The sequence below is a fragment of the Photobacterium sp. GB-56 genome (assembly GCF_003026105.1).
Classification (GTDB): Bacteria; Pseudomonadota; Gammaproteobacteria; order Enterobacterales; family Vibrionaceae; genus Photobacterium.
In genome coordinates, this window is the sequence record NZ_PYNW01000002.1 from 139,143 (window position 1) to 163,808 (window position 24,666).

The window sequence follows — 24,666 nt, forward strand, 5'->3', positions numbered from 1 at the left end:
GCGATAGCAGAAGGGCTAAGTTGCCAAATTTTATTCATAATAGCGATATTGGTCTGGGGTTGGAATAACTGTAATCAGAAATTGCTTATCTGTACATTTCGATTAGTTGTGATTTCAATATCCTCTCAATCTATTATGTGATTTAACTCTCACTATTGGACTTTATTGAAAGCTTGCGCGTAAAATAGCCGTCCTCACATTTAATGCGGTTATACAAGGTACAATTGTTGATGAGCAATGTTGCGAAAACTAAGAATTTTGAGTTATTGGCACCCGGTGGCGATATCGAATCTATTAAAGCTGCCATTGCTGCTGGCGCTGATGCAATTTACTGTGGTTTAGATAGCTTCAACGCTCGAAATCGAGCCACTAACCTTACCTTTGATGTATTAAGTGGCATTATTCGTTTAGCACATCAGAACAATTGTAAGATTTTTCTTACCTTAAATATCGTCGTATTAGATAGTGAAATTCCTGCGGTTATTCGCTTATTGAATAAGTTGGTGAACACCAAAGTTGATGGTGTGATTTTGCAAGATTTAGGCTTGTTCCACATCATTAAAGAATATTTTCCAACTTTAGATGTCCATGCTTCAACTCAAATCAATACCCATAACGACGGTCAAATTCTGTTTTTAAAACAGCTTCAAGCAAGCCGTGTTAACTTATCTCGTGAATTGAACATTCGTGAAATTAAGCATCTGGCTCAATTTGGACATCAACATGATGTCCTTATGGAGGTGTTTGTTCATGGTTCTTACTGTATCGGTTTCTCTGGTTTGTGTTACATCAGTTCGGTGAAAAATGGTAACTCGGGTAACCGTGGTCGTTGTAGTCAACCATGCCGTGATCAATACCAAACCACTGCTGCGGGTAAAGATTTTCCATTAAATATGAAAGATAACTCAGCTTTTTCTAATATGGTTGAGCTGGCTGATGCTGGGGTATATTCGCTGAAAGTGGAAGGGCGAATTAAGAAATCACACTACGTGTATACCGTGGTCGATCAATGGCGTCAGCAGATCGATCGTTACTGTGAGCAAAAGCCGTTACTAACTGATACAACGTCACTGTTTACGGTCTTTAACCGCGATTTTTCTAACTCGTATCTCCAAGGTGATATCAATAAGAGCATGTTTATTGATAACCCTCGTGATAACTCTGTGAGTCATTTTACTCAGGTCTATCAAGCAACCACAATTGATGCAGTAAATGGCGTAAAACAGAAATTGTACGATGACAAAACAGCGATTATTAATACCGTTGAAGATGTCACGAAAGCCATGGATGTTAGCTCGCTACCCATGACCATGATTTTTAGCGGTAAAGAAGGTCAATGTTTAACGGTAATAGTGACAACGCCTGATCAAACGATAGAGTTACAATCAGAGTCAGCACTTATTGGTGCACAAAAACACGTATTAACTCATGAGTTATTAGAAAAACGTTTTCAAAGTTTGGCTAATGAAGGTGAGTATCAGATCACCCATGTTGATATTTCAGGATTAGCCGAAAATACGTCAGTTCCTTTTACGGAATTAGCACAATTAAAAGAACAAATTGGTTATCAGTTAAATGGTGAAAAAGCGTTAGTAGCGCCGATTGATACGCCAAAACCACGTAATAGTATCAATCACCGTAAACCAACAGGGATCACGCCAGAGCTGGCGATATTGATTTCTGATCCAAGTGATGTGGTATTAAATCAAGATAATAATGCCGTGCTGTATTATACCATTCCTGAAGGTTTAGCGATGGAATTGGAAAAAACGGTAGCATTATTTGAAGCACATCCTCATCTTGTGCCATGGTTCCCTGCGATCTTAATTGGTGAAAATTACCAAGCGGCAGTGGCGTTTATTGAGCGTGTGAAACCTAATTGTATTGTGACGAATAACAGTGGTATTGCGCATGTGGCTTATCAGCAGGGTATTGATTGGATTGCAGGGCCTTACTTGAACTTAACTAACTCATTTAGCCTACAGTGCATTGCTGATGAATTTAATGCGAAGGGGGCATTCGTTTCTAACGAGATCAATCGTAAGCAAATTAACCCAATGGTATGCCCTGAAAACTTTGAATTACATTACAGTATTTATCATCCATTAATGATGTTAATGAGCCGCCAGTGTTTATTCCATCAAACCGTAGGTTGTAAGAAAAAGCATTTTGATAATAAGTGTCTACGTAAGTGTGATAAGTCAGCGTCTATCTTGAGTTTAAAAGACGCCTCGTTTGTATTGGATAAACAAAGAGGCGCGCATAATGCGCTATATAGCCAGCAAAACTATATGAATTTACAGGCGGTTACAGATTTTCCTGATAAGTTTACTCGCTTTATGATCGATCTCCGTGATATTAAAACGGAAACGGAAGTAAATGCTGATAAAGCAATGTTAGTCTCTTTGTTTAATGCGTATATTCATGGTGATATCAATGCGAGAGCAACATTAGAGCAAACCATTATTGGCACTATTTCTCAGCAATATAAAAAAGGTCTGTGATTCAGATAAATAGGATATTTCATGGTAGATGTAAAAATTGTTGCTTTTGATGATGCGAATAAAGAGAGTATTCGCTTAGTACGTGAGCAGGTGTTTATTAAAGAGCAACAAATTGATCCTGAAATTGAGTTTGATGGCTTAGATACACAAGCGGTGCATGTACTTGTGGTCGATGGTGAACAGCCATTAGGCACGGGGCGCATTCTTGCTGATGGTCATATCGGTCGTATTGCTATCATGAAGGCTGCACGTGGGCAAGGCTTAGGTGTCAAAGTCGTCCAAGCTTTAGTGAACTATGCTAAACAGCAAGGTTATCCCCGAGTAGACTTAGGCGCGCAAACCCATGCTGTCGATTTTTACCGTAAACTGGGTTTCACTCCATACGGTGATGAATTTATGGAAGCCAATATTCCTCATCAGGCAATGGAGCAGAGGTTAAACAATAACTAACGTTATAATGTTTTGTTTAAGAAAATAAAAACGACCTTAATTTAAGGTCGTTTTTTGCATTAAAAGTATTATTCAGCAGATTGCGCTGTAAAGTTTCCAAATTGTACTAAGCCGTAGCCTTTACAGAAAGTACGAAACTCATCCACTAGTTGTAGTGTTTTTATTGCTCCCCATTCTAGCTGAATTGCGTGGTTTCGCCATGAAGCGTTATAAGTAACGATAATACAGTCTTCAACGGTAGTATCGCCCATTTTAAATGATGTTTTATCAATAACCGTTAGCTTTTGATAATCTGACTTATTTGTAATTTTGCCAACTTCGATTTTTGGATCGTTAGTGCTAAGAACTGTACTTGTGTAGATATCAGCACGAGACATACTTACGCCAATTTGTGCTAATGGGTATGAAGACGATGTAGTAAATTCATTTTTGTAAGTGGTAATAATCGGCGCTTCACCCCAGTCACTTAAAACAGTACGTTTATGTGCTAATGGTGAGGTTGTGCGATCTTCCCATGTTGTTGACCAAACAAGTTTTTCATTCGAGAACTCTTCTTCCTTATATTCTCTTCCAGTTTCGTCATAAGATATTTTATACGTGCTGGCAATGCCATTTTCATCCACAGGAGCGGCTAAAGTTACAACACGATTAGGTACTGCATTAGCATAATCATCAATGTTAATAAGATCGCTCTGATCTTGGATTAGGTTACCTTTATCATCAATAACCGTTTTACCGTTAATTTTAATCTCGCCATGAACATCGAGTGAAGCAGCAGAAGCGGCAGTTGATAATCCTGTCAGCAGAGCAATTGCAGAAAGAGGAAAAAGTTTAGTCATTATCAATGTCCTTATTTGATGATTAAATTGCCTTTAATCGTTAAATCCTTGTTTAAAACGTATGTCTCACCATCGGCAAGATCTAGTGTTATGGTTTGATCTTCTTTTATCTCTCCATTTTCAGCTATGTATTTGTCAAAGCCTTCAACTGAAGAGAATGTCTTATCTTTTTCAACTGGGACTTCAACTGGTGTCTCGGTTGGTGTCTCGGTTGGTATAGTGGTTGTGGATTCAGAACTTGAACCGTTACAACCTACGAGCAACAAAGTTGATAAGATGAGAGCGTATTTATCACGCTTACTGAACATGGCGTACCCTTATTAACTTAATGGTCTTGATAAGATAAATGTTAAAGAGTACAAGTAAATATGCGCTATTTACACATTGTTAACTATGTCATAACTTTTAATTTTCATTATTTATAAATTCGACACGTACAAAAAAACATACTGTAAATAATTGTTATTTTTCATTTATTGATGGAGTGCTGAATGTAAATAACTGTAAAGCAACATAGCTCTGACTTACCCTCACAAATATCCTTGTTAATATATAATTCTTTATAGGTATGTTTAGAGGTGCTGGCAATTAAGATAAGCGCCTTGCTTATATTGTTTAATTTCCAGATAAGTAGATGATAATGAAACATAAATACATTCCAGTCATAGTCTTCGCTGCTGTAAGTATTATGCTTATTGGTTGTAACCAAGAGATCCTGTCCGACTCTTCTCCTCATAAACAGCATTCATCGAAGGTCGTTCAAGTAGAGACCCAGCCCGTAACAGCTCGCACGTTGACGGAGCAGGTCATGGGCTATGGGGTAGTGAAAAGCCATAATTCGGTTGCGCTAAAAAGTTTAGAGACGAGTCAAATAACCGCTATCTACTTCAAGGCTGGGGAAGCAGTTAAGAAAGGCCAGCTATTAGTGCAGTTTGATCCTTCGTCGGCTAAAGCAAAAGTTGCACGAGATCAGGCACAACTTAACGCCACTAAACAAACATGGCTACGACAAAAAGAGTTAGTGAACAAAGGTGTCGTTGCGCGAAGTACTTATGATGACAGCGAAAGTGATTATAAACAGGCCTTAGCGCAACTAGAGCAAGATGAATCTCAACTTACAGAGTTGGCAATCAAAGCGCCATTTGATGGTGTGATCAGTCAAACTGATTTTCATGTTGGCGACGTGGTAACTGTGGGTAATACCCTTGCAACCTTATACACCCCAGATCAATTGTCGATTGAATATCAACTGCCAGCAGCACAAAAACAAGATTACCGTCTTGATCAAACAGTGACGGTTTATTCAGAGCTTACACCTTCTAAATATGCTCACGGCACGGTAAGTTACGTGTCTCCAAATATTGCAATGGGCCTTGTGACTTTAAAAGCGCAGTTACCTGACGCGAAACAGTTTTCACCAGGGCAAAACGTGAAAGTTGTTCAGCAAACACGACAATTACTTCAGCAAGTTACGATTCCCACCTCATCACTTATCACCAATATTCAAGGCGCACAGGTATTTATTGTTGTGAACAATAAAGCCAGATTACGCGATGTTAAAGTCGGTCAGTACTACGACGGTTATGTACAGATTCTGTCTGGGTTAGCGGTAGGAGATCAATTAGTGATTAATGGACAAAACTACCTACGAACTGACCAAAAAGTGGAAGTCACGTCCGCGCAACAGCCAACGACACAATCATCATTACAGTCAGTAACGGCAGGTAAAAAATGAAATTAACGGAGCTGTGTTTACGCCGTCCGGTGTTATGTACTGTATTGTGGTTGATCCCTGTATTCATTGGTCTGATTTTTTGTCAAAAGTTGCCTTGGCGCTATACCCCACAAATTAGCCAATCCAAAATTCAAGTGACCGTCCATGATAGTGCGTTAGCGGCACAAAATATGATGACTGAAGTGTTGATCCCGATTCAAAATGCTATTGCTGGTACAGAGGGAATCAGCCATTTATCAGCGACTGCACGTCAAGGGCGAGGCAATATCATTATCGATGTCGCATCGAGTGTTGATGACAGTGAAATCGATACCTTAGTCAGTGAAATTCATAATGATATTGGTAATATTGAAAACAAGTTACCTGATGATATTTCGCCGAAAGTGACCAAATCAGACGATCAGGGAATGCCTGCGATGTTGATTGGTTTAACACCTGGCCCCCATCAAGCGGAATATGAATTTCACCAGTATGGTATTGATACGCTATTACCACAGTTAGAACAATTACCTGCCGCAGGCGCGGTAAGTGTAGCGCCAAGCTCTAGTCAATCAGTGTTGATCACCCTAAATCCCGATAAAGTGTATTACTATGGTTTGACGCTGAATAATGTGATTAACAAAATCACTGACGTAAACAGCATTACAGCGATCAGCGGAAAAACATCCGGTACAGAAAGCCAGTATCAGTTGGTCTCAACTGGGGCGATTTCAAGTCTTGATGATATTAAAAAGACCATTATTGCGACTTATCAGCAGCAACCTATTCGATTAGATCAAGTGGCAGATATCACGATTGGTACACCAAGCAGCCAACGTGAAGTGAAACCGCTGGTGGATTTCTCGAAGAAAAATGCCATGCTGTTTGTGTTAAATCCTCAGTACACCGCAACGGCAAACCCACTGGTACTCTCTGAACAAGTTCACGGCTTGTTAGATTCAATGACCTTACCAAGCGGCATGCAAGCGAAAGTCTTGCTGGATAAATCGACCTTTATTATTACCGCACTAGAAGATGTGTATATTGCGATCGGTCTAGCGGTAATACTGGTTGCGGGTGTTATCTGGTTATTCCTTGGTAATTTGCGTATTGCCTTGATTCCAATTGTGACTATTCCTGTCTGTTTATCCTGTTCGTTCATCATTCTTAAATTGGCAGGTTTTAGCATTAACTCTTTGACACTCCTTGCGATGCTATTGGCGGTAGGGCTGGTGGTGGACGACGCTATCGTAGTGGTCGAAAATGTCCACCGTCAATTACGTTTCCATGATTCCGTATTTAAGGCAACAGCCATTGCTTGTCGCCAAATCGGTTTCGCTATTATTGCAACAACCTTAACCCTAGCTGCGGTTTATATACCGGTAGGTTTAGTCGATGGGATTACTGGACAATTGTTCCAGCAGTTCGCTTTTACTTTAGCGGGAACGGTGATTATTTCTGGTATTGTAGCGCTGACATTATCACCCATGATGTGCAGCAAAATGATGAATCATAAACCTGCAGGGCGTTTTGAAAATGGAGTGAATAAACAATTAGATCGCTTATCTAATGCTTATCATCGAATGTTATCAGTCACCATTGATTGGCGAAAAACGACCTTATTAGTGATGGTCGTTGTTTTGGCTAGTAGCTATTGGCCATTTACCCAAACGCCATCAGAAATGCTACCAGATGAGGATTCAGGGCAAATATTTTTATTTCAGCCCTTGGTGGGAAGTAGCGACGACACCAGTCAGCAAAAAATGATCGATAACATGAATACGCAGCTTAAGCATATTCCTGATATTGCGCATGTTGCGATTCTTGCTAGTACTGATTTTATTCGTGGTTTTGTGACCTTAAAACCGTGGCAAGAACGTGATTTATCAGCACAGAAAATCAGTGAAATGATCAATGCGCGATTAAAAGCAGGTGGCAACCGTGTTTATACCGGCGTTATTCCTGCAATTGAAACAGGTGGTGGCCGTCGTGGTAACAGTGGCGGTATCGATATCAATGTCAGTAGTAGTGTTGATGAGCAAGTGCTGGCAAAAGAGCTGACCGAAGTGACTTATAAAATCCAACAGTCACCGTTATTTTCTAATGCGCGTAGTAATCTTAAATTCGATCAGAACCAATTTAAGATTAATATTAATCGCGTATTAGCTTCACAATATGATGTGCCGCTCCGCAATATTCAGCAAATCCTCAAGTTGGCAATGAGTGGTAAGAGTTTCAGTAATGATATGAGCTATCAAGGAACCAATTATCCGCTGCATGTACAGTTGGAATCCTTGTTTACTCTGACGCCTGATTCATTAAAACAGCTGATGATTGCTAATAAGAAAGGGCAATTAGTGCCGATGTCTGCGTTGATTAGTATAGAGAATGAAGTAGGGCCACGCTCACTTGAGCAATATGACAGGGCGACCTCTGCCTCACTGGCTATTCGATTGGCTGATGGTGTCAGCATGGGCGAGGGCATTGCTGCCTTAAACCGTATGCTGCCAGATATTTTACCCACGAATGCTAATTACACCTATGTGGACGAAGCCAAACAGTACCTTGATGCAAACCAACAAATGCTGTTTGTATTTATCGCTGCATTAATCTTCATCTATATGGTATTGAGTGCGCAATTTGAGAGTGTCGTCGATGCGTTAGTGGTCATGCTATCACTCCCCATTACATTATCAGTGGCGCTATGGGCGTTGTATTTTAGTGATTTCACCTTAAATGTGTATTCACAAATAGGCTTAGTGACACTGATAGGTTTGATTTGTAAGCACGGTATATTAATCACTGAGTTTGCTAATGAATTACAAGCCGAAGGGTTAGCACCGCGAGAAGCGATCCTCAAAGCGACCAAAACCCGTTTGCGTCCAATATTAATGACTTCACTGACAATGATATTAGGCTCGTTACCATTATTGTGGGAATCAGGGCCGGGAGCTAATGCGATGGGCTCACTGGGGATCATTATTATCGCTGGTATGGCACTAGGTATTGTTGATCCATTATTTGTCGTGCCAAGTGTGTATTTGATGGTGCAAAAATTAAAGCGCAAAAAGAACATTAACGCTCACGAATCTTAACGCATCAGTGGTGCGTTAGAGATAAAGAAAAACGCAGCCAAGTTGGCTGCGTTTTGTTTTTATTATATTGTCACCGAAAATATTTCAGCGTTTAAAGTGAATGGGTTCAATCACTCTTTTTTTGCATTCTCTTTTAAGAAATCAAGTACAAGCTTACGGTCTTTATCGTTTAGACCTGCGCGTGGGAACATACTTGTTGTAATACCTTTCCACTGCTTGTAAGTGAAGTCACTTGGGTGTGGTGCTGCGTGACATAGAGTACAGCTACCGTAGAACAGTTTCTCACCCGGTGATTGCTGTGGACCTTGCTCTGCTGCAACCGCTTTTAAGCGCTTACCTAATTGTAGTGACCAAATATCCACTTGGAATTTAGACTTAACAATTTGCGGTGGCTCATACGCTTTGTTTGGTGTTAGTACATCAGTACATTTCTTGAAGTAAGCCAAACAGGTATTAGCACTGGTTGCCTGTGCTAAACCACTACTTGTTTTACTGCTGGTTAGCATGTTGATAGAGCCGGAGTTACAACGGCCTTTCTCATCAAGCTGTAGCCATGCACCTTCGTGAATGTAAATAACACCTGGCATTGCTTCATCAGTAATGCGTGCACCCGCAAGTAGCGCACCACGGTCGTTGTACACTTCAATCACATCGCCATCTTTCACGCCACGTGCTGCCGCATCATCTTTGTTGATAAGCACAATCTGACGACCATCAACAGACTCGTAGCTATTCACATCAGCGTTAGCCATTTGTGAGTGTAGACGCATCCATGGGTGTGGGCTTAGTACGTGAACCTGATCTTTCTTCGCATTACCTAACCATTCAAATGGGGGCATCCATTGTGGCATGGGTGGACACTCAAAGGCTTTAAACTTCGCAAGTGTTTCACTGTAAAGTTCGATCTTACCACTTGGCGTATGAAGTGGGTTTTTCTCAGGATCGGCGTAGAAATCACCATGACGAACAAAGCTGTTAGCATCAGCAGGTGTTGATAGGTGAGTAATGCCGTTTTGCCAGAATGTTTTGAAGTCATCTGTCGCATCAGAAGCTTCGTAAGAGGCTCTAATGTGTTGGTACATGGTTTTACCGTCAGTAAACTCTTTATGTACGTTAAACATGAAGGCAAGACGAGAGAAGATTTCGTAATCGTCTAGGCTTTCACCTACAGGCTCAACCACTTTACGCATCGCATAAATTTTGTTGTTGCTGTAAGTACCACCAGAAGTGATGTCGTCACGCTCTAGTGTTGTTGTTGTTGGGAGCACGATATCTGAGTATTTCGCCGTTGCACACCACCAAGGGTCTTGACAGATAATGGTGTCAATATTCTCGTTAAGCGCTTGGATTAACTCATTAGTATCTTGCTGGTGCGAAAGAAGGTTGTTACCTGCGTTATAGATCAATTTCGCTTTTGGTAACGTTAGGTTCGCGCCATCACGGGTGTAGGCTTTACCTGGGTTTTTCAACATATCTGAAATCATAACAACCGGACATGTTTTAGTGATTGGGTTACGACCTTGAGATAGACCGATAGGCATACGCTTACCAGACGTTGGCATACCACCGTTACCATAGTGCCAGCTAAAGCCTGTCCCTTCACCCGGCTTACCAATCTTACCTGCAATCGCAGCAAAGTTGATGATAGACCAGTGGATCATTTCACCGTGATCAGCACGTTGTAGTGCCCAACCCGCTGCGATTTGAGTACGTTTAGTTACACAAAGCTCTGCAATTTCAACGATTTTAGCGGCAGGAAGACCAGTGATCTTTTCTGCCCACTCTGGTGTTTTCTCAATACCGTCTTCTTTACCCATTAGGTAATCAAGGTACTTATCAAAACCTACAGTGTACTTATCTAAATAAGCTTGATCGTTCTTACCTGTTTTACATAGGTGGTAAGACATCGCAGTAAATAGCGCAGTATCCGTGTTAGGACGGATATTGATCATTTCACTGTCAAGAGCTTTGTCCGTTTGGGTTTTCTGAGGGTTAATAGAGATAAACTTAATGCCTTTCTCTTTAAACGCTTCCCAGTGCTTTTGCATTGAGTGGTCTGCAACACGGAATTCAACACGGTTTGTTTTCCAAGGATCACAACCAATGAATAGAACAGCTTCTGTATTATCTTCTATGATTTTCCACGCGGTTTGTGGTGAGTACACTTCCATATCACCAATAACGTGAGGAAGAATAACTTCAGATGCACCAGCGGAGTAATCACCCGCACAGATACTTTGACCGCCAATAAGGTTAAAGAAACGACCTTGTAGGGTTTGTGGACGGTTAAGGCCACTGTGAGACCAACCACCGTAAGAAGAACTGAATACCGCTTCATTACCGTGATTTTCGATTGTACGCGCAATACAGAAAGCCGCTAGGGCAATTGCCGTGTCCCAATCAACACGAACAAACGGTTCTTTACCACGTAAATGCGGATTGTGATTGCCTAATGGATCTTCAAGCAGAGACTTACGCACCATAGGGTATTTAATACGTGTGTCAGAATAAGTACGGCTTAACACACCTTTAGTCAACATTTCTGTTGGGAATGGGTCAACGTCGTTCAGTGGTTGAACGCCAATTAACTTACCTTCTTTAACAACCGCTTTAAAAGGACCATAGTGAGATGCAGATGGAATAACTTGCGTGTCAGCCGCAAATACCTTGCCTGCAGGAAAAAGTGTGAGTCCGTTGGCAGCAATCGCGGTTGCTACCGAACCTTTTAAAAAGTTTCGACGTGATAGGGTCATAATTATATTCCGAAGACAGTCCGAGTTATAAAAAATTAAGGCAAAATATGCGCCCAATATTTATTCGGTATTGATGCCTATTTTTTTAATAATTCTTGATAGGCTACACGGAAATGAGAAATATATTATAGGGCCAAATGGAAAGTAAGTTTTCAAAAAAGATCACCTAAGTTTAATATGTTTAATGGTCGATATAAATCCTAGAATATTTAGCGCATTAAGCAAAGGTTAATTGAAAATCATTATCAATAGCGACCTTGTTAAGATGGTATAATAATAATTGTGACAAGCATTAACCTGACAATTAGTTGATTATTAATAGATAAATGTGATTTTGTTTCAATAATTCTTGATTGTGTTACAAATAGTAAAAGACTATTGACAGATAAAAAACATTTAGAGCTCTAAATAATTCAAGTTAATAATCAATCACAAAATCAACGTAATGAATTATATTAATAAAAATTTATTTTTTATTAATAACTCGCATTGCCGTATTCATATTCGACTGCTATTTTTGTACGTAACATTTTCTTTTAACGTCATTTTGACGTTTAATTCATTTTGGAACATCAATGAAGAAGCTCTGGCACTTTCTTATAAAGCCAAGCAGTCGCTATTCCGTTTTAGCAATTGCTGTTGTTTGTGTATTAATTACACTTGCAGGCGTATTTACTTTCCACAAATCGATTGAATTCACTTCTACTAACGAGTTTTGTACTGCTTGTCACTCGATGAAGGAAAACTACAACGAATATAAAACAAGCATTCACTTTAAGAACGCTTATGGTGTTCGTGCACAGTGTCGTGATTGTCATATTCCTGAAAATAACCCAATTGCTTTCATGAAGGCGAAATTGGGCGGTATTGGTGATATCTATAGTGAGTTCATTAGTAAAGATATCGATACACCGAAGAAATTCGAAGAAAATCGTCTACGCATGGCACAGAATGTTTGGAAGATGATGAAAGAGACCAATTCAGCGACGTGTAAGAGCTGTCACTCTTACTCTGCGATGGATCATGCTAAGCAATCACCAGCAGCAGCGGCTGCAATGACAGGCGCTGCAGCGAAAGATATGAACTGTATCGAGTGTCACAAAGGTATTGCTCACCAGTTGCCACATATCAACAACGATTTCCAAGCAACGTTTAAGCAATTAAGCATTAATGCAGCGAAAGCGCCTGAAGCGACAACACTTTACTCTCTAACATCTAAGCAGTTGTTTGTGAAAGATGCAGCTTCTGATGATGCACAAGGTCAATTGTACCCAGCATCAGAAGTGAAAGTTGTTGGCCAAAGCGGTGACATGCTAAAAGTTGAACTAACCGGTTGGGAAATCAAAGGTTCAACAACTGGTATGTTAGTTCAAGATATGGCGAAACAAATCCAAACCGCGTCTATTGATCCTGAACTACAAAAAACACAGAAAGTGTTGAACACACAAACAGCGACTGATGGTCAAGTATGGCAGCAAGTTCAAGTTGAAGCGTGGATGACACAACGTGATATGCTTGCAAGCATCAAGCCTATTTGGGGTTACGGTAAAGAAATCCTAGATGCAAGCTGTAACCAGTGTCACGCAACGCCAGAGCCAAAACACCTAACTGCAAACGCATGGGTTGATGGCCTAAAAGCAATGCAACAGTACTACACACTTGATAAGAACGAAGAGCGTGTATTACTTAAATATCTACAAGCTCACGCTAAAGATGCACCAGCAGAATCAGCGGCAGAGCAAGCAACTGAGTAAGATCACTTGCTAAAAAATAGATAGCTTGCGGTAACGCAACACCGAAAGGGAATCTGAGAAATCAGGTTCCCTTTTTTAATATATTGATTATTTTCTCTGTTGACCTTGTCTCTTGAGACAATACTTTTATTTTTAGTGTTAAGCCTTTTGTTTCCTCAACAACACTAAATTGAATTTAGTGCCTATAGGGCTTCTTATTAAGCATGTGTACAAACGTTAACGCTGGCTTGAGAGTTGAATAAATAGTAAACATTAAAAAAGGACTGAATGTTTCCACTCAGTCCTTTTTGTGTTTTTCACAATATTAAATACTACGCAGGCACTTCTTGTTTTTTCTCTTTAGGTGCTAGCTGCTCCGCCAGTTTGTGCATTTCAGGGAGCATACGGTGGATCAAGTGAAGTTGCTGTAACACCATACGTACCGAGGTGCAGTCTTCATCACGCCATTGTCCTAAACGCTGATCCAAATCGAGATCTAATGCGGGTGCCTTTTGACATGTGTTACCTGTCAGTTGTGCCGCTAAACATTCTAAGTGGGCGTGAATAATACGGTGCGCTTCAGACACTAACTGATGGGTTTTATCGTCATCGAGCTGTGTTCGGTGTGCACCTAATGCCGAGATATAACTGAGCATGGCATGGTTTAAGGTTAAGAATCGGAAACTTTCATTAGCATCAATTTGGTAACGCTCAGGCTCTGCTAACATATTACTGATCGCCGTATTTAAATGGGCATCAGTATTGTGGGCGTCACGACGGGCGATACGATAGCTTAAACTGTCTTTTTTACCGATTCGGTACTGACCAATAATTTGTGCTAAGTAATCTTTATTGGCATTGATAGCGCCTGACATCGATTTGTGTAATCGCTTAGATTCCCAATCTGGCAAAATAAAGGTAACGGCTAAAACGGCTAATAAACAGCCAATTAAGGTATCGCCTAAACGCGGCAGAATAACAGCATACCCTTCACCTAATTGGTTAAAACAGAATAAGACGAGTAAGGTAATAAATGCCGTTGCCCAGCCGTATTTCACCATTCTAAAGGCAAAGAAAAGCACGCCTGCAGCAACCATCAATACCAGTTGACCTTCTTGTCCTGGGAATAAATAAAGCAGCGGAATACCTGCGAAGATACCTGCCAAAGTGCCAATAACACGTTGGCGTAGTTTTTGGCGAGTCGCACTGTAGTTTGGCTGACAGACAAAAAGGGTGGTCAGCAATATCCAATAACCCCGTTGCAGATCGAGTGCTTGAATACAGCCGTAGCCCACCGTTAACGCTATTGCCATACGTATCGCATGACGAAAAAGTATGGAGTCGGTATTGAACTGGGCGCTGATACGTTTACCTAATTCTTTAAAACCATGCGCTTCGTTATCTGATAACTGAATTTCGTCATTGTCCTCATTATAGGTTGCATCAGGGTTATTGATGTTCATTAACTGACGTTCAACCGTGGCGAGGTTGTTGAATAGGAAATCGAGTTGGATTAACAGCATTTTCCATTCTGGTTTATTTTGGCTATGGAGGTACTGTAATGAATCTTGCAGCTCATTTAAGGCTTTCATGCTTTTTTCATCGTGGGTGTACGATTTCCCCATTGCTAATGCAGTTGAAATATCACGGCAAGCAACGGCTTGAGAACGTAATAAACGTTGGAAACGAAATAGCACATCACTACGGTTAAAGTTGGCTGCTAAATCTTGGTAACGATAATGCGAAGAACTGGCACGTTCATGAATATCTTGTGCCATAAAATAAATTGTTAAGAATTTATCGCCTGTCGTGTTGGGTTGTCCGCGTCTTGCTCGGTGTAACAGGGTGGCTTTTGCTGAATTTAGCGCGTTAACGACTCGTGCGTTTTGGCTTGCAGCTTTTAATCGAAGAGGTTGCGGCACTAAGTCGGCAACAGGTTCAAAGAGTTGGCTTTTATGATCTAAATAATCGGCAAACTCGCTAAACACATTAGCAAGGCTGCGTTGTACGGGTTGGTTAGGCCAAAGGATGTGCCATGCTAAGGATAAACAGCCATACCAAAATGCACCGCCTAGTAACAACATCGGCTGGGACCATAAATCGACACTATGATCAGCACCTAGCATGGTGTAAACCGCCAGCAATAATGAAGCAAATGCAATACTTGCGTAGCGTGATCCCATTGCACCTAACATGATGAAACAAAATGTTGACGTGAACAGTCCTAATGCAAAAAAGAGAGGATAAGGGAATAGGACTTCAATCGAAACAGATGCAATTAAAAAACAAAGTAAAGTGAGCGAAAGCGCTTTAATTCTACCGAGAAAATTGTCATCAGTTTCAGCTAGCGCAGCAGCAATAACCCCTAGTACTAACGGTGTCACCTCGCTATTAGAATTGTAATACCAGCAAGGGAGTACGACGCCAACTAACGCAATGAGAACACGAATTGAGTAGTTTATTCTATCGTTCACCCAGTAACGGCGAAAATTTAGATGTAACTTGTTAGTTTGCATATAGATATTAACAATCTTCTGATAAATAATTACAGCGAACGGCTAGAATAACCTTGCCGTAAATTTGATCCAATGGAAGTTCTATAAAGACTTAAATTATTGGGTTATGTAGCTTAGAAATCGGCTTAACGATAACAGAATTTGGTGATAGATACTGCATCGACATCTCATGAAAGAACGTTCGTTTGATAAAAACGAGCAAGTTTTGTTCATTGGTTGAACTTTACTATTGAAGCTGAATCCAAAAATACATTTGTTTGTTCTGCTAGTGGAATTAATAAGTAAATAAATCTTAGAACGCTATGGCATAACAGGAGTTATTGGTACTCTATAGCGATATAAACCCAAGAAACTTGGGTAGACATCCGATCATAGGGTGATTGGACCTTTTCTATTTTAGCTGCACGTTTTTTTAAGCGGCTATGTTCAATATTACGCCCATATAAGAATATGGAAAAGTTGGTGAGATAATGCAATTAAGTGCCAGTTGGTTAGCACAATGGTTAGTGCAGGGTGATTATTACAGTATCGCTTTAGATGACAATGCATTGGTTTTAGATAGCCAAGTTGGCTCAGAAGTGATCTCGTTTGACGATTGGGATGGCTCAATTGAAATACATCGTGGTGTGTTATGGGGAGCGTTAGAGCTAACTTCTTCTGATCAGCAATATTGCTGGACTATTCATGGTTTGCCTTGGAGCGAATGTAAGCCGTTTGCCGCTTTTCTTATCCGCACGTATCAAGATTGGGCAAGAAATCGCGTTGATAAATTAGACGCTGTTTTACCTGAAATCTTACAGCGTATTGGCAAATTTTCATCACAGCCGGGCTATTTACGTGGCTCTGAGCATGAATCGTTACATACTTTCCTTCATCAATCGCTTGCTGATACAGATTTAACACCAGAGTTAGCGGCATCATTCCGTCCTCGTAGCTTTGAAAAAATTTCGCCTTGGCTAGAAGAACATCAAGATTGGGTTGAAGAACACAATAAGACTTGGATTAAGCAGCAATCTGAAAAATGGGGATCATGGTTTGATAGTTTTGAGCGTTCACCATTAAATGACTCTCAACGAGAAGCGGCGTTAATCAACCAAGATCATAACTTAGTACTTGCCGGTGCAGGTACGGGTAAAACCAGTGTTTTGGTGGCTCGTGCAGGCTACTTAATTGCGAGTCAGCAAGCCGTACCTGAAGATATTTTGATGCTGGCATTTGGCCGAAAAGCGGCAGAAGAAATGTCGGAGCGTATGGGGGAGAAAGTCAGCGATCGCGTGAAAGTTGCTACCTTCCATAGCTTAGGTTCGCAAATCATCGCAGAAGTAGAAAAAGAAAAGCCTAATGTAGCAGGTGTCGCTATTGATGCACGTGTTCGTTCAGCATGGATTGCCCGTATGTTGATTGAACAATGGAATAAATCAGCGTCAGCGAGCAAATGGCAACGTCACCTTACGCAATGGCGAGTTCCGGGTTTTAGCAAAGAAAACACGATGGAACAGCAGGCTGAAAATGAGCAATTGCAAGCTTGGGTTTGGCGCCATATTGAATTATTAGGTCAATCGACATTGTCGAAAGAAGCGCTAATAGAAGAAATTCAAAATAACAATAACCCAGCGATGCGCCCGCGCATGAAGAGCGAATTAGAGTTATTGTGGCCTTGCTATCAAGCTTATCAGCAGTACTTAAAATCAAAGAAACAAATCGACTTTAACAGTATGATTGATGTGGCAACTCAATATGTTAAAGAAGGTAAGTTTGTGTCACCTTGGCGCTTTATTATGGTGGATGAGTACCAAGATATTTCGCCACAACGTTTAGCGCTAATTGAAGCATTATGCGGCCAGAAAGTAGAAGGTAAGTCGACACCAACCTTGTTTGCCGTTGGGGATGATTGGCAGGCTATTTACCGCTTTGCGGGGGCTGATGTTAACCTAACGACTGACTTTGAAGGGCGTTTTGGTTCATCTCATATCACTGAGCTATCAACAACGTATCGCTTTAATAGCATGATTGGTGAAGTGGCAAACTTGTTTATTCAACAAAACCCAAGCCAAATTAAAAAGCAGTTAACCAGCTTTACGAAACAAAATAAGAAAGCGGTTACCTTGCTTGATAGTGATTTAATGCTGCAAGATTTAACCCGTTTAGCCAAACTTTATGATAATAAAGAAACGAGCGTGATGATCTTGGGTCGTAACAATAAGCAGAAACCAGCAAAGTTTGAAGACTGGAAAGCACAGTGGCCACAACTTAACTTGAAATACATGACATGCCACGCGAGTAAAGGGCGTGAAGCTGATTATGTCTTTATTGTTGATGTTAACAAAGGTATTTTCCCGTCTCCAGATCGTGAAACAGGTTTAGCTGCTGTGATGCAACCACGTACTGAAAACTATACTGATGCTGAAGAACGCCGTTTGTTCTATGTGGCGTTAACACGTGCGCGTAAACATGTATGGGTATGTGCTGGTTCACATAATACATCTTCTTTTATCAATGAGTTAATCGAAGATAAGTACCCTGTAAATAATAAGATTAAACGCATTAAGTAATGATGTGATTGTTAAAAAACCGACCTATTAAAGGTCGGTTTTTTATTTCTGTAAAAGTAAGTTGTGGCTTTATTAGCCGACTTTATGGAAACTAACGATGTTGTTTGATGGAGCATTGGCATCGATGTACTCTTTGACCTGTAATTGCTGCTCATCGGTTAGGTATAACCCCAATTTAGTTCGGCGCCATAAGAAGTCTTCGACCGTTTTCACATGTTCATGTGCGATAACATAATCAATTTCTTTTTGGTAAACACCATCAGCAAATTGAATGCCCATATCGTCAATACAAGCTACATCTGCCAACATCTTATAGCAGTAACTTCCAAATTGTTTTACATAACGTAGTGCTTGTTTATCACTTAGCCATGGGTAACGGCTTTGTAAGCTTTCTGCGAGTTGTTTTCGTGAACAGCTAAAATTTCCACCAGGTAGGGCTTGATTGGCTGTCCATGATTTGCCCATTTGCGGGAAGAAAGGTTCTAGGTGTTTCATCGCCGATTCTGACAGCTTTCGGTAGGTCGTCAATTTGCCACCAAAAATTGAAAGCAAAGGTGCTTGGTCGAGTTCTTGCTCAAGTTCTAGTGTGTAATCACGTGTGATTGCTTGTGGTGAATTTGATTCATCATCACACAGTGGACGAACGCCGCTAAACGTCCACACCACATCTTCTCGGTGGAGTTGATCAACAAAGTGTTGATTTACAATATCAATTAGGTAGTCGATCTCAGTCTCATCAATCGCGACATGACGAGGATCGCCTTTGTATTCCAGATCTGTGGTGCCAATGATTGAAAAGTCATCAAGGTAGGGAATAACAAAAACAATTCGGTTATCTTTGTTCTGAAGAATATAGGCTTGCTCTTCATTATGAATTTTTGGCACGACAATGTGAGAGCCTTTGATCAAACGAATGTTGCGAGGCGATGGCGTTTCTAAACCGTTATCAAAAAATTGTTTAACCCAAGGTCCTGCCGCATTAACAAGCGCTTTGGTTCGTCGCTCAAAGCGCTCACCTGTACGTTGATCAACCATTGTAACGCGCCAAATATCCCCTTCTCGTACCGCGCTTTCAACTTTGCAGTAGTTAGCAACCTCGCCGCCATTTTCTTCAATAGCCATAATGTTTAATAGCACTAAACGCGCGTCATCAACCCAGCAATCAGAGTACTCAAACCCCACTTTCATTTCTGGTTTAAGTAAACCAGATTGTGCCAGATTAATTTTTTTACTCGCAGGTAAGGTGGTTCGTTTGCCTAAATTATCATAAAGAAATAGACCACTGCGGATCATCCAAGCTGGGCGTAAAAAAGGACGGTGAGGAAGGCGGAATCGCATCGGCTCGGCAACATGAGGCGCTTTTTTTAAGAGCACCTCACGTTCAGCGAGTGCTTCGGAAACAAGGCGAAATTCATAATGTTCAAGGTAGCGTAGACCACCATGGATGAGCTTTGAACTTGCAGATGATGTGGCAGAGGCAAAATCATTTGCTTCGTATAAAGCAACATTTAAGCCTCGACCAGCCGCATCTGCTGCAATACCAGCACCATTAATACCGCCACCGATGACGATGATATCGAGAAGAGGGGTTGCGCTATTGTTTTTAGTGATATCCATAAAACGACCTTAAAAAATGAGCAAACGAACATAAGAGAGCATAATGTAAGCATAACTTAAGTTTCGTTTGTGATCATTTATTGTTTTCGTTTGTTGTTCGTTTTTGCTCGTTTATGTGATTTGTATAAAAAAATGCGCTTTTATATTGAATGAGTTTTGCGATTGTTAGCATGTTTTACTCATTATGGTCATGCTCTGAAACCACCTCAATTTGTAATTGATGTTCATTAATAATTGAAAGAATATTTTCAGGTGGGAGCTGATCGGTAAAGAGTGCATCCACTTGCGAAATACAGCCCAGTTTGACCATCGCATTACGTCCAAATTTAGAGTGATCCACAGCAAGAAATACTCGGCGGCTATTTTCAATAATGGCTTGCTTTACGCGCACTTCATGATAATCAAAATCAAGTAACGAGCCGTCATTATCGATACCACTTATGCCTAAGATGCCGAAATCTAAGCGAAATTGTTGGATGAAATCGAGCGTGGCTTCTCCAATGATACCGCCATCATGATCACGAACTTCACCGCCGGCGAGAATCACTTTAATTTCTGGGTTTGATAACAAAATCGTGGCAGCATTTAAGTTGTTGGTTACAACACGTAGTTGTTTGTGTTGGACACACAACGCACGTGCGACAGCTTCAGGTGTAGTGCCGATATCAATAAACAGCGATGCACCATCAGGGATATGTTTAACAAGACTTGCAGCGATTAAGTCTTTCTCGCTGAAATTAAGTGATTTACGGGTAATGTAAGAGGTATTTTCAGAGCTAAGTGGCGTCGTAGCTCCACCGTGATAGCGACGAATTTTATTAGCGTCGGCGAGTTCGTTCAGATCGCGGCGAATCGTTTGAGGGCTGACGTTAAAACGTTCGACTAACTCTTCTGTACTGACATAGCCTTGTTTTTTCACCAACTCTATAATTTCTTGGTGTCTTGGTATTTGTTTCACTAAAAATTTCCCTGTCTTACTTGGCATTGCCAGATATACATTTAAATATAATGCTATCTATTGTGCTTTAATTTTCCTTTCCATAGAAGTGATTCAATTCTCTTATCTGTATTCAAATAAAAAAGAGCGTTACAAAGAACGCTCTTTTTCTCTTTTATTCGTTTTATGAATAATTAATCTTCGCAATCATGCATTTCTGCCCATGTTTGCGCGCATTTAACTGCGCGTTTCCAACCTTTATAGCGTCGCTCACGCTTATCATCACAAGCGTGGGGACTGAAAGTGCGGTTAATTACGGCTTTATCTTTAAGCTCATCAATATTACTCCAGAATCCGACAGCTAAGCCTGCAAGATAAGCGGCACCTAATGCAGTGACTTCGGTGACTTCTGGGCGCTGAACTTCGGTATCTAATACATCAGACTGGAATTGCATTAGGAAGTTATTGGCTACGGCGCCACCGTCAACTTTCAATGTGGCAAGCTGAATACCTGAATCCGCTTTCATGGCGTCAATAACATCACGGGTTTGATAAGCAATACTTTCAAGCGTCGCACGGATAATATGGTTTGAGTTCACACCTCGGGTTAAGCCAACAATTGTGCCGCGTGCGTAAGCATCCCAATATGGCGCACCTAACCCCGTAAAGGCCGGTACGACATAAACACCGTTTGAAGTATCAACCTTAGTGGCAAAGTACTCGGAGTCTTTGGCATCAGCTAATAGTTTCATTTCATCACGTAGCCATTGAATCGATGCGCCCCCCATAAATACAGCACCTTCAAGTGCGTAGGATGCTTCACCTGATGGGCCACAGGCTAATGTAGTGAGTAGACCATGAGTTGATGATACTTTTTCTTGTCCTGTATTCATTAACAAGAAACAGCCCGTTCCGTAGGTGTTTTTAGCTTGCCCTGGCTCAACACACATCTGACCGTAGAGAGCGGCTTGTTGATCACCGGCAATACCCGCAATTGGGATACGTGTGCCGCCTTTACCACCAATATTGGTTTTACCGTAGACTTCCGATGAGCGTTTTACTTCTGGCATCATAGAGGCAGGAATACCTAACTCATCGAGCAGCTTTTGATCCCACTCAAGGGTATTGATATTAAATAACATGGTACGAGAGGCGTTGGTGTAATCTGTTACGTGAACGCGGCCTTGAGTCATTTTCCATACTAGCCAAGTATCAACAGTACCAAACAATAATTTACCGGCTTCAGCATCTTCTCGCGCGCCATCAACATTATCTAGAATCCATTTTACTTTGGTACCAGAGAAATAAGGGTCAAGGACAAGACCTGTATTCTCGCGTACATATTCTTCTAATCCACGTTGCTTTAATTCTTCACAGATCTCTGCGGTACGACGACACTGCCATACAATGGCGTTATAAACTGGCTTACCTGTTTCTTTATTCCAAACAATAGTAGTTTCACGTTGGTTTGTAATACCGATCGCTGCAATTTGATCGCTACGAATACCTGACTGGCCTAATACTTCGACTAAGGTTGAACTTTGGGTGGCATAGATCTCTAGTGGATCATGTTCAACCCAACCCGCTTGAGGATAAATTTGGGTAAATTCTCTTTGTGCGACACTTACGATATTGGCATCGTGGTCAAGAATAACTGCACGAGAGCTTGTTGTGCCTTGGTCTAACGCTACGATGTATTTTGGATCGTTCATGTTTTTGTCCTTTGTTTCAAACTATTATAATTATACTAGGTAGTAGAGGTTAAGCTTGCGTGCGAGCTTCTTCTTCTGTGTTTTTGTCACATTGATTTGGAATTGTACAACCTTGTCCTTGTTGAGGCAGATGCGCTGCAACAACTTTAGGGTATAACCAGCCACCAAAACAGGCGCCAGCAATGGGAGCTAAAATCGGCACAATAAAGTAAGGAATATCAAGGCCACCTGTCAGTGCTTTATCCCAACCGGCGAAATAGGCGAACAACTTAGGGCCAAAATCACGCGCTGGATTCATAGCAAAACCTGTTAATGGACCTAAAGAGCTACCAATTACGGCAATTAAAATTCCGATAAGTAATGGATTTAAAGCACCACGGGATGCGCCATTATTTTCATCACCAAGGGCTAAGATGGCGAACATCAATACTGCTGTGATCACAAACTCGACAGCAAATGCGCCGAAAAATGACAGACTGGCATGTGGGTAAGTCGAGAAGATCCCTGCGGTTGCCAATGCTTCATTACTGCTTCGTACAAATTGATGGGTAATTTCATATTGGGTAAAGAGGTTGCTATATAGGGCATAGATAAGCGCAGCAGAGCAGAAAGCACCAAGAAGTTGACTAATAATGTAAGGTGCGACTTTCTTTTTATCAAAACCGTGAAATGCAGCAAGAGCAATAGTAACGGCTGGGTTAATGTGAGCGCCAGACACGCCTGCAGTACAATATATGGCTATAGTGACACCTAATCCCCAGATAATACTGACTTCCCATTGACCAAAGTCAGCGCCTGTTAAGACTAAAGCGGCGACACAGCCGACACCAAAAAAGATTAACAAGCCTGTACCGATAAATTCAGCGATACATTCGCCGAGTAGTGAGGGGGCTTTCGTTATTGTCATTTTAATTATCCTTATTATTCACATCGAATGTTATTGTCTGGGAGCACGGCATATCTTCTACAATATTCGACATTTCGAAAACAAAGAAACATTAAAAGTGAGCGTTCGAGCATTAAATGAAAATAAAATGTATTTGTTTTGTTAAATGGCTCATATTTTTTAAACGAATAAATCCATATAAAAATATAAAACGAAAGGTGTTATGCGTATTTATATCTTTTATGAAGGTATGAAGTGGCGAGTATTGATGAGTTGTCGTCATAAAAAAGGACTCATATGAGTCCTTCGTTTTTGTTCTATTTGAAAGCTTAGTTAGGGATTAACATACACAATCACTTTACCGCTATGTTTTTTATTTTGAATATTAGTGAGTGCGTCAGGAAGTTTGGGAAAAGGGACGATTTTTTCTACCATACTTTTAAGCTCACCGTCAGCAACAAGTTCACTGAGTTTATTACCAATATCTGCAAGATGAGCAATATGTTCTGGTGCTCCGTGGGCATAGGTGCCATGTAAAGCCACTTCATGGATACTTAATGCTTTAGTCGTCGCTAATAGCGGCACTTGAGTAAACTGATCGGCGACCATCACAATATGTCCGTTATAACGGATTAGCGCGCTCATAAGGCTACCGGAACGTGCAGAGACACAGTCGATGACACCATGCAGCATTTGATCTTCAGTTAGATTGATTATCTCGAGGGCAATATTTTGCTCTGGCGAGAGTACTGCATCAAGTCCATAGCTTAATAAGCGTTGGTGGTGTTGACGTTCAGCAATCGCATAAACTGTCGCCCCTGCTTTTTTTGCAAGTTGCGCTGCAAATCCACCGACTCCGCCACCGGCTCCTGTAATAGCAATACGTTGGCCTTTCTGGACTTGTAATTTGTCGTGAACGGCTATCCATGCACTATATCCAGCACAGGGTAAAGCGGCGGCGTCAGTGAAAGATAAGGTAATAGGAATACGACTTGCGGCAGAGGCTTTGATGCAGGCATATTCGGCAAATCCACCTGCAGTTCGAGGATCGGCAAAGAAGATGACCCTGTCACCGATTGAAAATTGTTTTACATTCTCGCCTATACTTTCAACCGTTCCCGCAACATCTAATCCGATTATCTGAGGATAATTCCATGTTGCGTAACCCCATTCTGTTAATTTGTAATCCATGGGGTTTAACCCTACAGCCGCGACTTTTATGCAAATTTCGTCAGCGCTAGGAGTAGGCTTATCGGTTTCTTCGAGAGATAGTGCGCTTATTCCATTTGGCTGTTTTAACATCCACGCTTGCATTGGCAACTTCCTCTACTACATATAATCTATTTAACAATATAACG

General features: G+C 41.0%; 15 protein-coding genes. 6 read left to right on the plus strand and 9 right to left on the minus strand.

Going from position 1 to position 24,666, the window contains the following annotated elements:
• The first annotated feature begins 230 nt into the window (after positions 1-230).
• Both C9J42_RS03360 and C9J42_RS03365 read left to right on the plus strand, forming a co-directional pair.
• Positions 231-2,504, plus strand: coding sequence for a peptidase U32 family protein (locus C9J42_RS03360; protein WP_107245947.1), 2,274 nt, complete (start codon positions 231-233; stop codon positions 2,502-2,504).
• Positions 2,505-2,525: 21 nt separating this feature from the next.
• Positions 2,526-2,954, plus strand: a complete 429-nt coding sequence (locus C9J42_RS03365; protein ID WP_107206232.1) for a GNAT family N-acetyltransferase — start codon at positions 2,526-2,528, stop codon at positions 2,952-2,954.
• 68 nt (positions 2,955-3,022) lie between these two features.
• Here the strand turns inward: C9J42_RS03365 and C9J42_RS03370 are convergent, their stop codons facing one another.
• A complete protein-coding gene (locus C9J42_RS03370) occupies positions 3,023-3,793 on the minus strand; it encodes a hypothetical protein (protein ID WP_107206233.1) in 771 nt (256 codons plus the stop codon).
• Between the two features lie 11 nt (positions 3,794-3,804).
• Entirely contained in the window at positions 3,805-4,101 is a 297-nt protein-coding gene (locus C9J42_RS03375; protein WP_107206234.1) for a hypothetical protein, read from the minus strand.
• A 332-nt stretch (positions 4,102-4,433) separates the two neighbouring features.
• Here C9J42_RS03375 and C9J42_RS03380 point away from each other — a divergent pair, with 332 nt between their 5' ends.
• Positions 4,434-5,528 carry an efflux RND transporter periplasmic adaptor subunit gene (locus C9J42_RS03380; protein WP_107245952.1) on the plus strand — a complete coding sequence of 365 codons (1,095 nt, stop codon included), beginning with the start codon at positions 4,434-4,436 and terminating at the stop codon, positions 5,526-5,528.
• Positions 5,525-8,602 (plus strand): efflux RND transporter permease subunit, encoded by a 3,078-nt coding sequence (locus C9J42_RS03385; protein WP_107206236.1) that lies wholly within the window; start codon positions 5,525-5,527, stop codon positions 8,600-8,602. The genes C9J42_RS03380 and C9J42_RS03385 overlap by 4 nt, the downstream gene beginning before the upstream one ends.
• Before the next feature lie 110 nt (positions 8,603-8,712).
• On the opposite strand, the gene C9J42_RS03390 is transcribed toward C9J42_RS03385, so the two are convergent.
• Entirely contained in the window at positions 8,713-11,355 is a 2,643-nt protein-coding gene (locus C9J42_RS03390) for a molybdopterin-dependent oxidoreductase (RefSeq protein ID WP_107206237.1), read from the minus strand.
• A 575-nt stretch (positions 11,356-11,930) separates the two neighbouring features.
• Here C9J42_RS03390 and torC point away from each other — a divergent pair.
• On the plus strand, positions 11,931-13,109 hold the full coding sequence (torC, locus tag C9J42_RS03395) for a pentaheme c-type cytochrome TorC (protein WP_107206238.1): 1,179 nt from the start codon (positions 11,931-11,933) through the stop codon (positions 13,107-13,109).
• A gap of 311 nt (positions 13,110-13,420) precedes the next feature.
• On the opposite strand, the gene yccS is transcribed toward torC, so the two are convergent.
• Entirely contained in the window at positions 13,421-15,604 is a 2,184-nt protein-coding gene (gene yccS / locus C9J42_RS03400) for a YccS family putative transporter (RefSeq protein WP_107301653.1), read from the minus strand.
• A gap of 470 nt (positions 15,605-16,074) precedes the next feature.
• Between yccS and helD the strand changes: the two genes are divergently transcribed.
• Positions 16,075-18,156, plus strand: coding sequence for a DNA helicase IV (helD, locus tag C9J42_RS03405; RefSeq protein WP_107287127.1), 2,082 nt, complete (start codon positions 16,075-16,077; stop codon positions 18,154-18,156).
• 72 nt (positions 18,157-18,228) lie between these two features.
• Here helD and glpD read toward each other — a convergent pair whose 3' ends face one another.
• The 5 genes from glpD to C9J42_RS03430 form a co-directional block, all read right to left on the minus strand.
• Complete coding sequence (gene glpD / locus C9J42_RS03410) at positions 18,229-19,773, minus strand: glycerol-3-phosphate dehydrogenase (protein ID WP_107301654.1); 1,545 nt, start codon at positions 19,771-19,773, stop codon at positions 18,229-18,231.
• Between the two features lie 175 nt (positions 19,774-19,948).
• Complete coding sequence (locus C9J42_RS03415; RefSeq protein WP_107259625.1) at positions 19,949-20,731, minus strand: DeoR/GlpR family transcriptional regulator; 783 nt, start codon at positions 20,729-20,731, stop codon at positions 19,949-19,951.
• A gap of 173 nt (positions 20,732-20,904) precedes the next feature.
• Positions 20,905-22,422 (minus strand): glycerol kinase GlpK, encoded by a 1,518-nt coding sequence (glpK, locus tag C9J42_RS03420; protein WP_107206243.1) that lies wholly within the window; start codon positions 22,420-22,422, stop codon positions 20,905-20,907.
• A 49-nt stretch (positions 22,423-22,471) separates the two neighbouring features.
• Entirely contained in the window at positions 22,472-23,329 is an 858-nt protein-coding gene (locus tag C9J42_RS03425) for an MIP/aquaporin family protein (RefSeq protein WP_107245958.1), read from the minus strand.
• A 312-nt stretch (positions 23,330-23,641) separates the two neighbouring features.
• Entirely contained in the window at positions 23,642-24,622 is a 981-nt protein-coding gene (locus tag C9J42_RS03430; RefSeq protein ID WP_107206245.1) for a zinc-binding dehydrogenase, read from the minus strand.
• Positions 24,623-24,666: the final 44 nt, after the last annotated feature.

What these genes read in the sequence shown, in the direction of transcription:
- C9J42_RS03360 (WP_107245947.1), top strand. Translation starts at nt 231, where the DNA reads ATGAGCAATGTTGCGAAAACTAAGAATTTTGAGTTATTGGCACCCGGT.
- C9J42_RS03365 (WP_107206232.1), top strand. Translation starts at nt 2,526, where the DNA reads ATGGTAGATGTAAAAATTGTTGCTTTTGATGATGCGAATAAAGAGAGT.
- C9J42_RS03370 (WP_107206233.1), bottom strand. Translation starts at nt 3,793, where the DNA reads ATGACTAAACTTTTTCCTCTTTCTGCAATTGCTCTGCTGACAGGATTA.
- C9J42_RS03375 (WP_107206234.1), bottom strand. Translation starts at nt 4,101, where the DNA reads ATGTTCAGTAAGCGTGATAAATACGCTCTCATCTTATCAACTTTGTTG.
- C9J42_RS03380 (WP_107245952.1), top strand. Translation starts at nt 4,434, where the DNA reads ATGAAACATAAATACATTCCAGTCATAGTCTTCGCTGCTGTAAGTATT.
- C9J42_RS03385 (WP_107206236.1), top strand. Translation starts at nt 5,525, where the DNA reads ATGAAATTAACGGAGCTGTGTTTACGCCGTCCGGTGTTATGTACTGTA.
- C9J42_RS03390 (WP_107206237.1), bottom strand. Translation starts at nt 11,355, where the DNA reads ATGACCCTATCACGTCGAAACTTTTTAAAAGGTTCGGTAGCAACCGCG.
- torC (WP_107206238.1), top strand. Translation starts at nt 11,931, where the DNA reads ATGAAGAAGCTCTGGCACTTTCTTATAAAGCCAAGCAGTCGCTATTCC.
- yccS (WP_107301653.1), bottom strand. Translation starts at nt 15,604, where the DNA reads ATGCAAACTAACAAGTTACATCTAAATTTTCGCCGTTACTGGGTGAAC.
- helD (WP_107287127.1), top strand. Translation starts at nt 16,075, where the DNA reads ATGCAATTAAGTGCCAGTTGGTTAGCACAATGGTTAGTGCAGGGTGAT.
- glpD (WP_107301654.1), bottom strand. Translation starts at nt 19,773, where the DNA reads ATGGATATCACTAAAAACAATAGCGCAACCCCTCTTCTCGATATCATC.
- glpK (WP_107206243.1), bottom strand. Translation starts at nt 22,422, where the DNA reads ATGAACGATCCAAAATACATCGTAGCGTTAGACCAAGGCACAACAAGC.
- C9J42_RS03425 (WP_107245958.1), bottom strand. Translation starts at nt 23,329, where the DNA reads ATGACAATAACGAAAGCCCCCTCACTACTCGGCGAATGTATCGCTGAA.
- C9J42_RS03430 (WP_107206245.1), bottom strand. Translation starts at nt 24,622, where the DNA reads ATGCAAGCGTGGATGTTAAAACAGCCAAATGGAATAAGCGCACTATCT.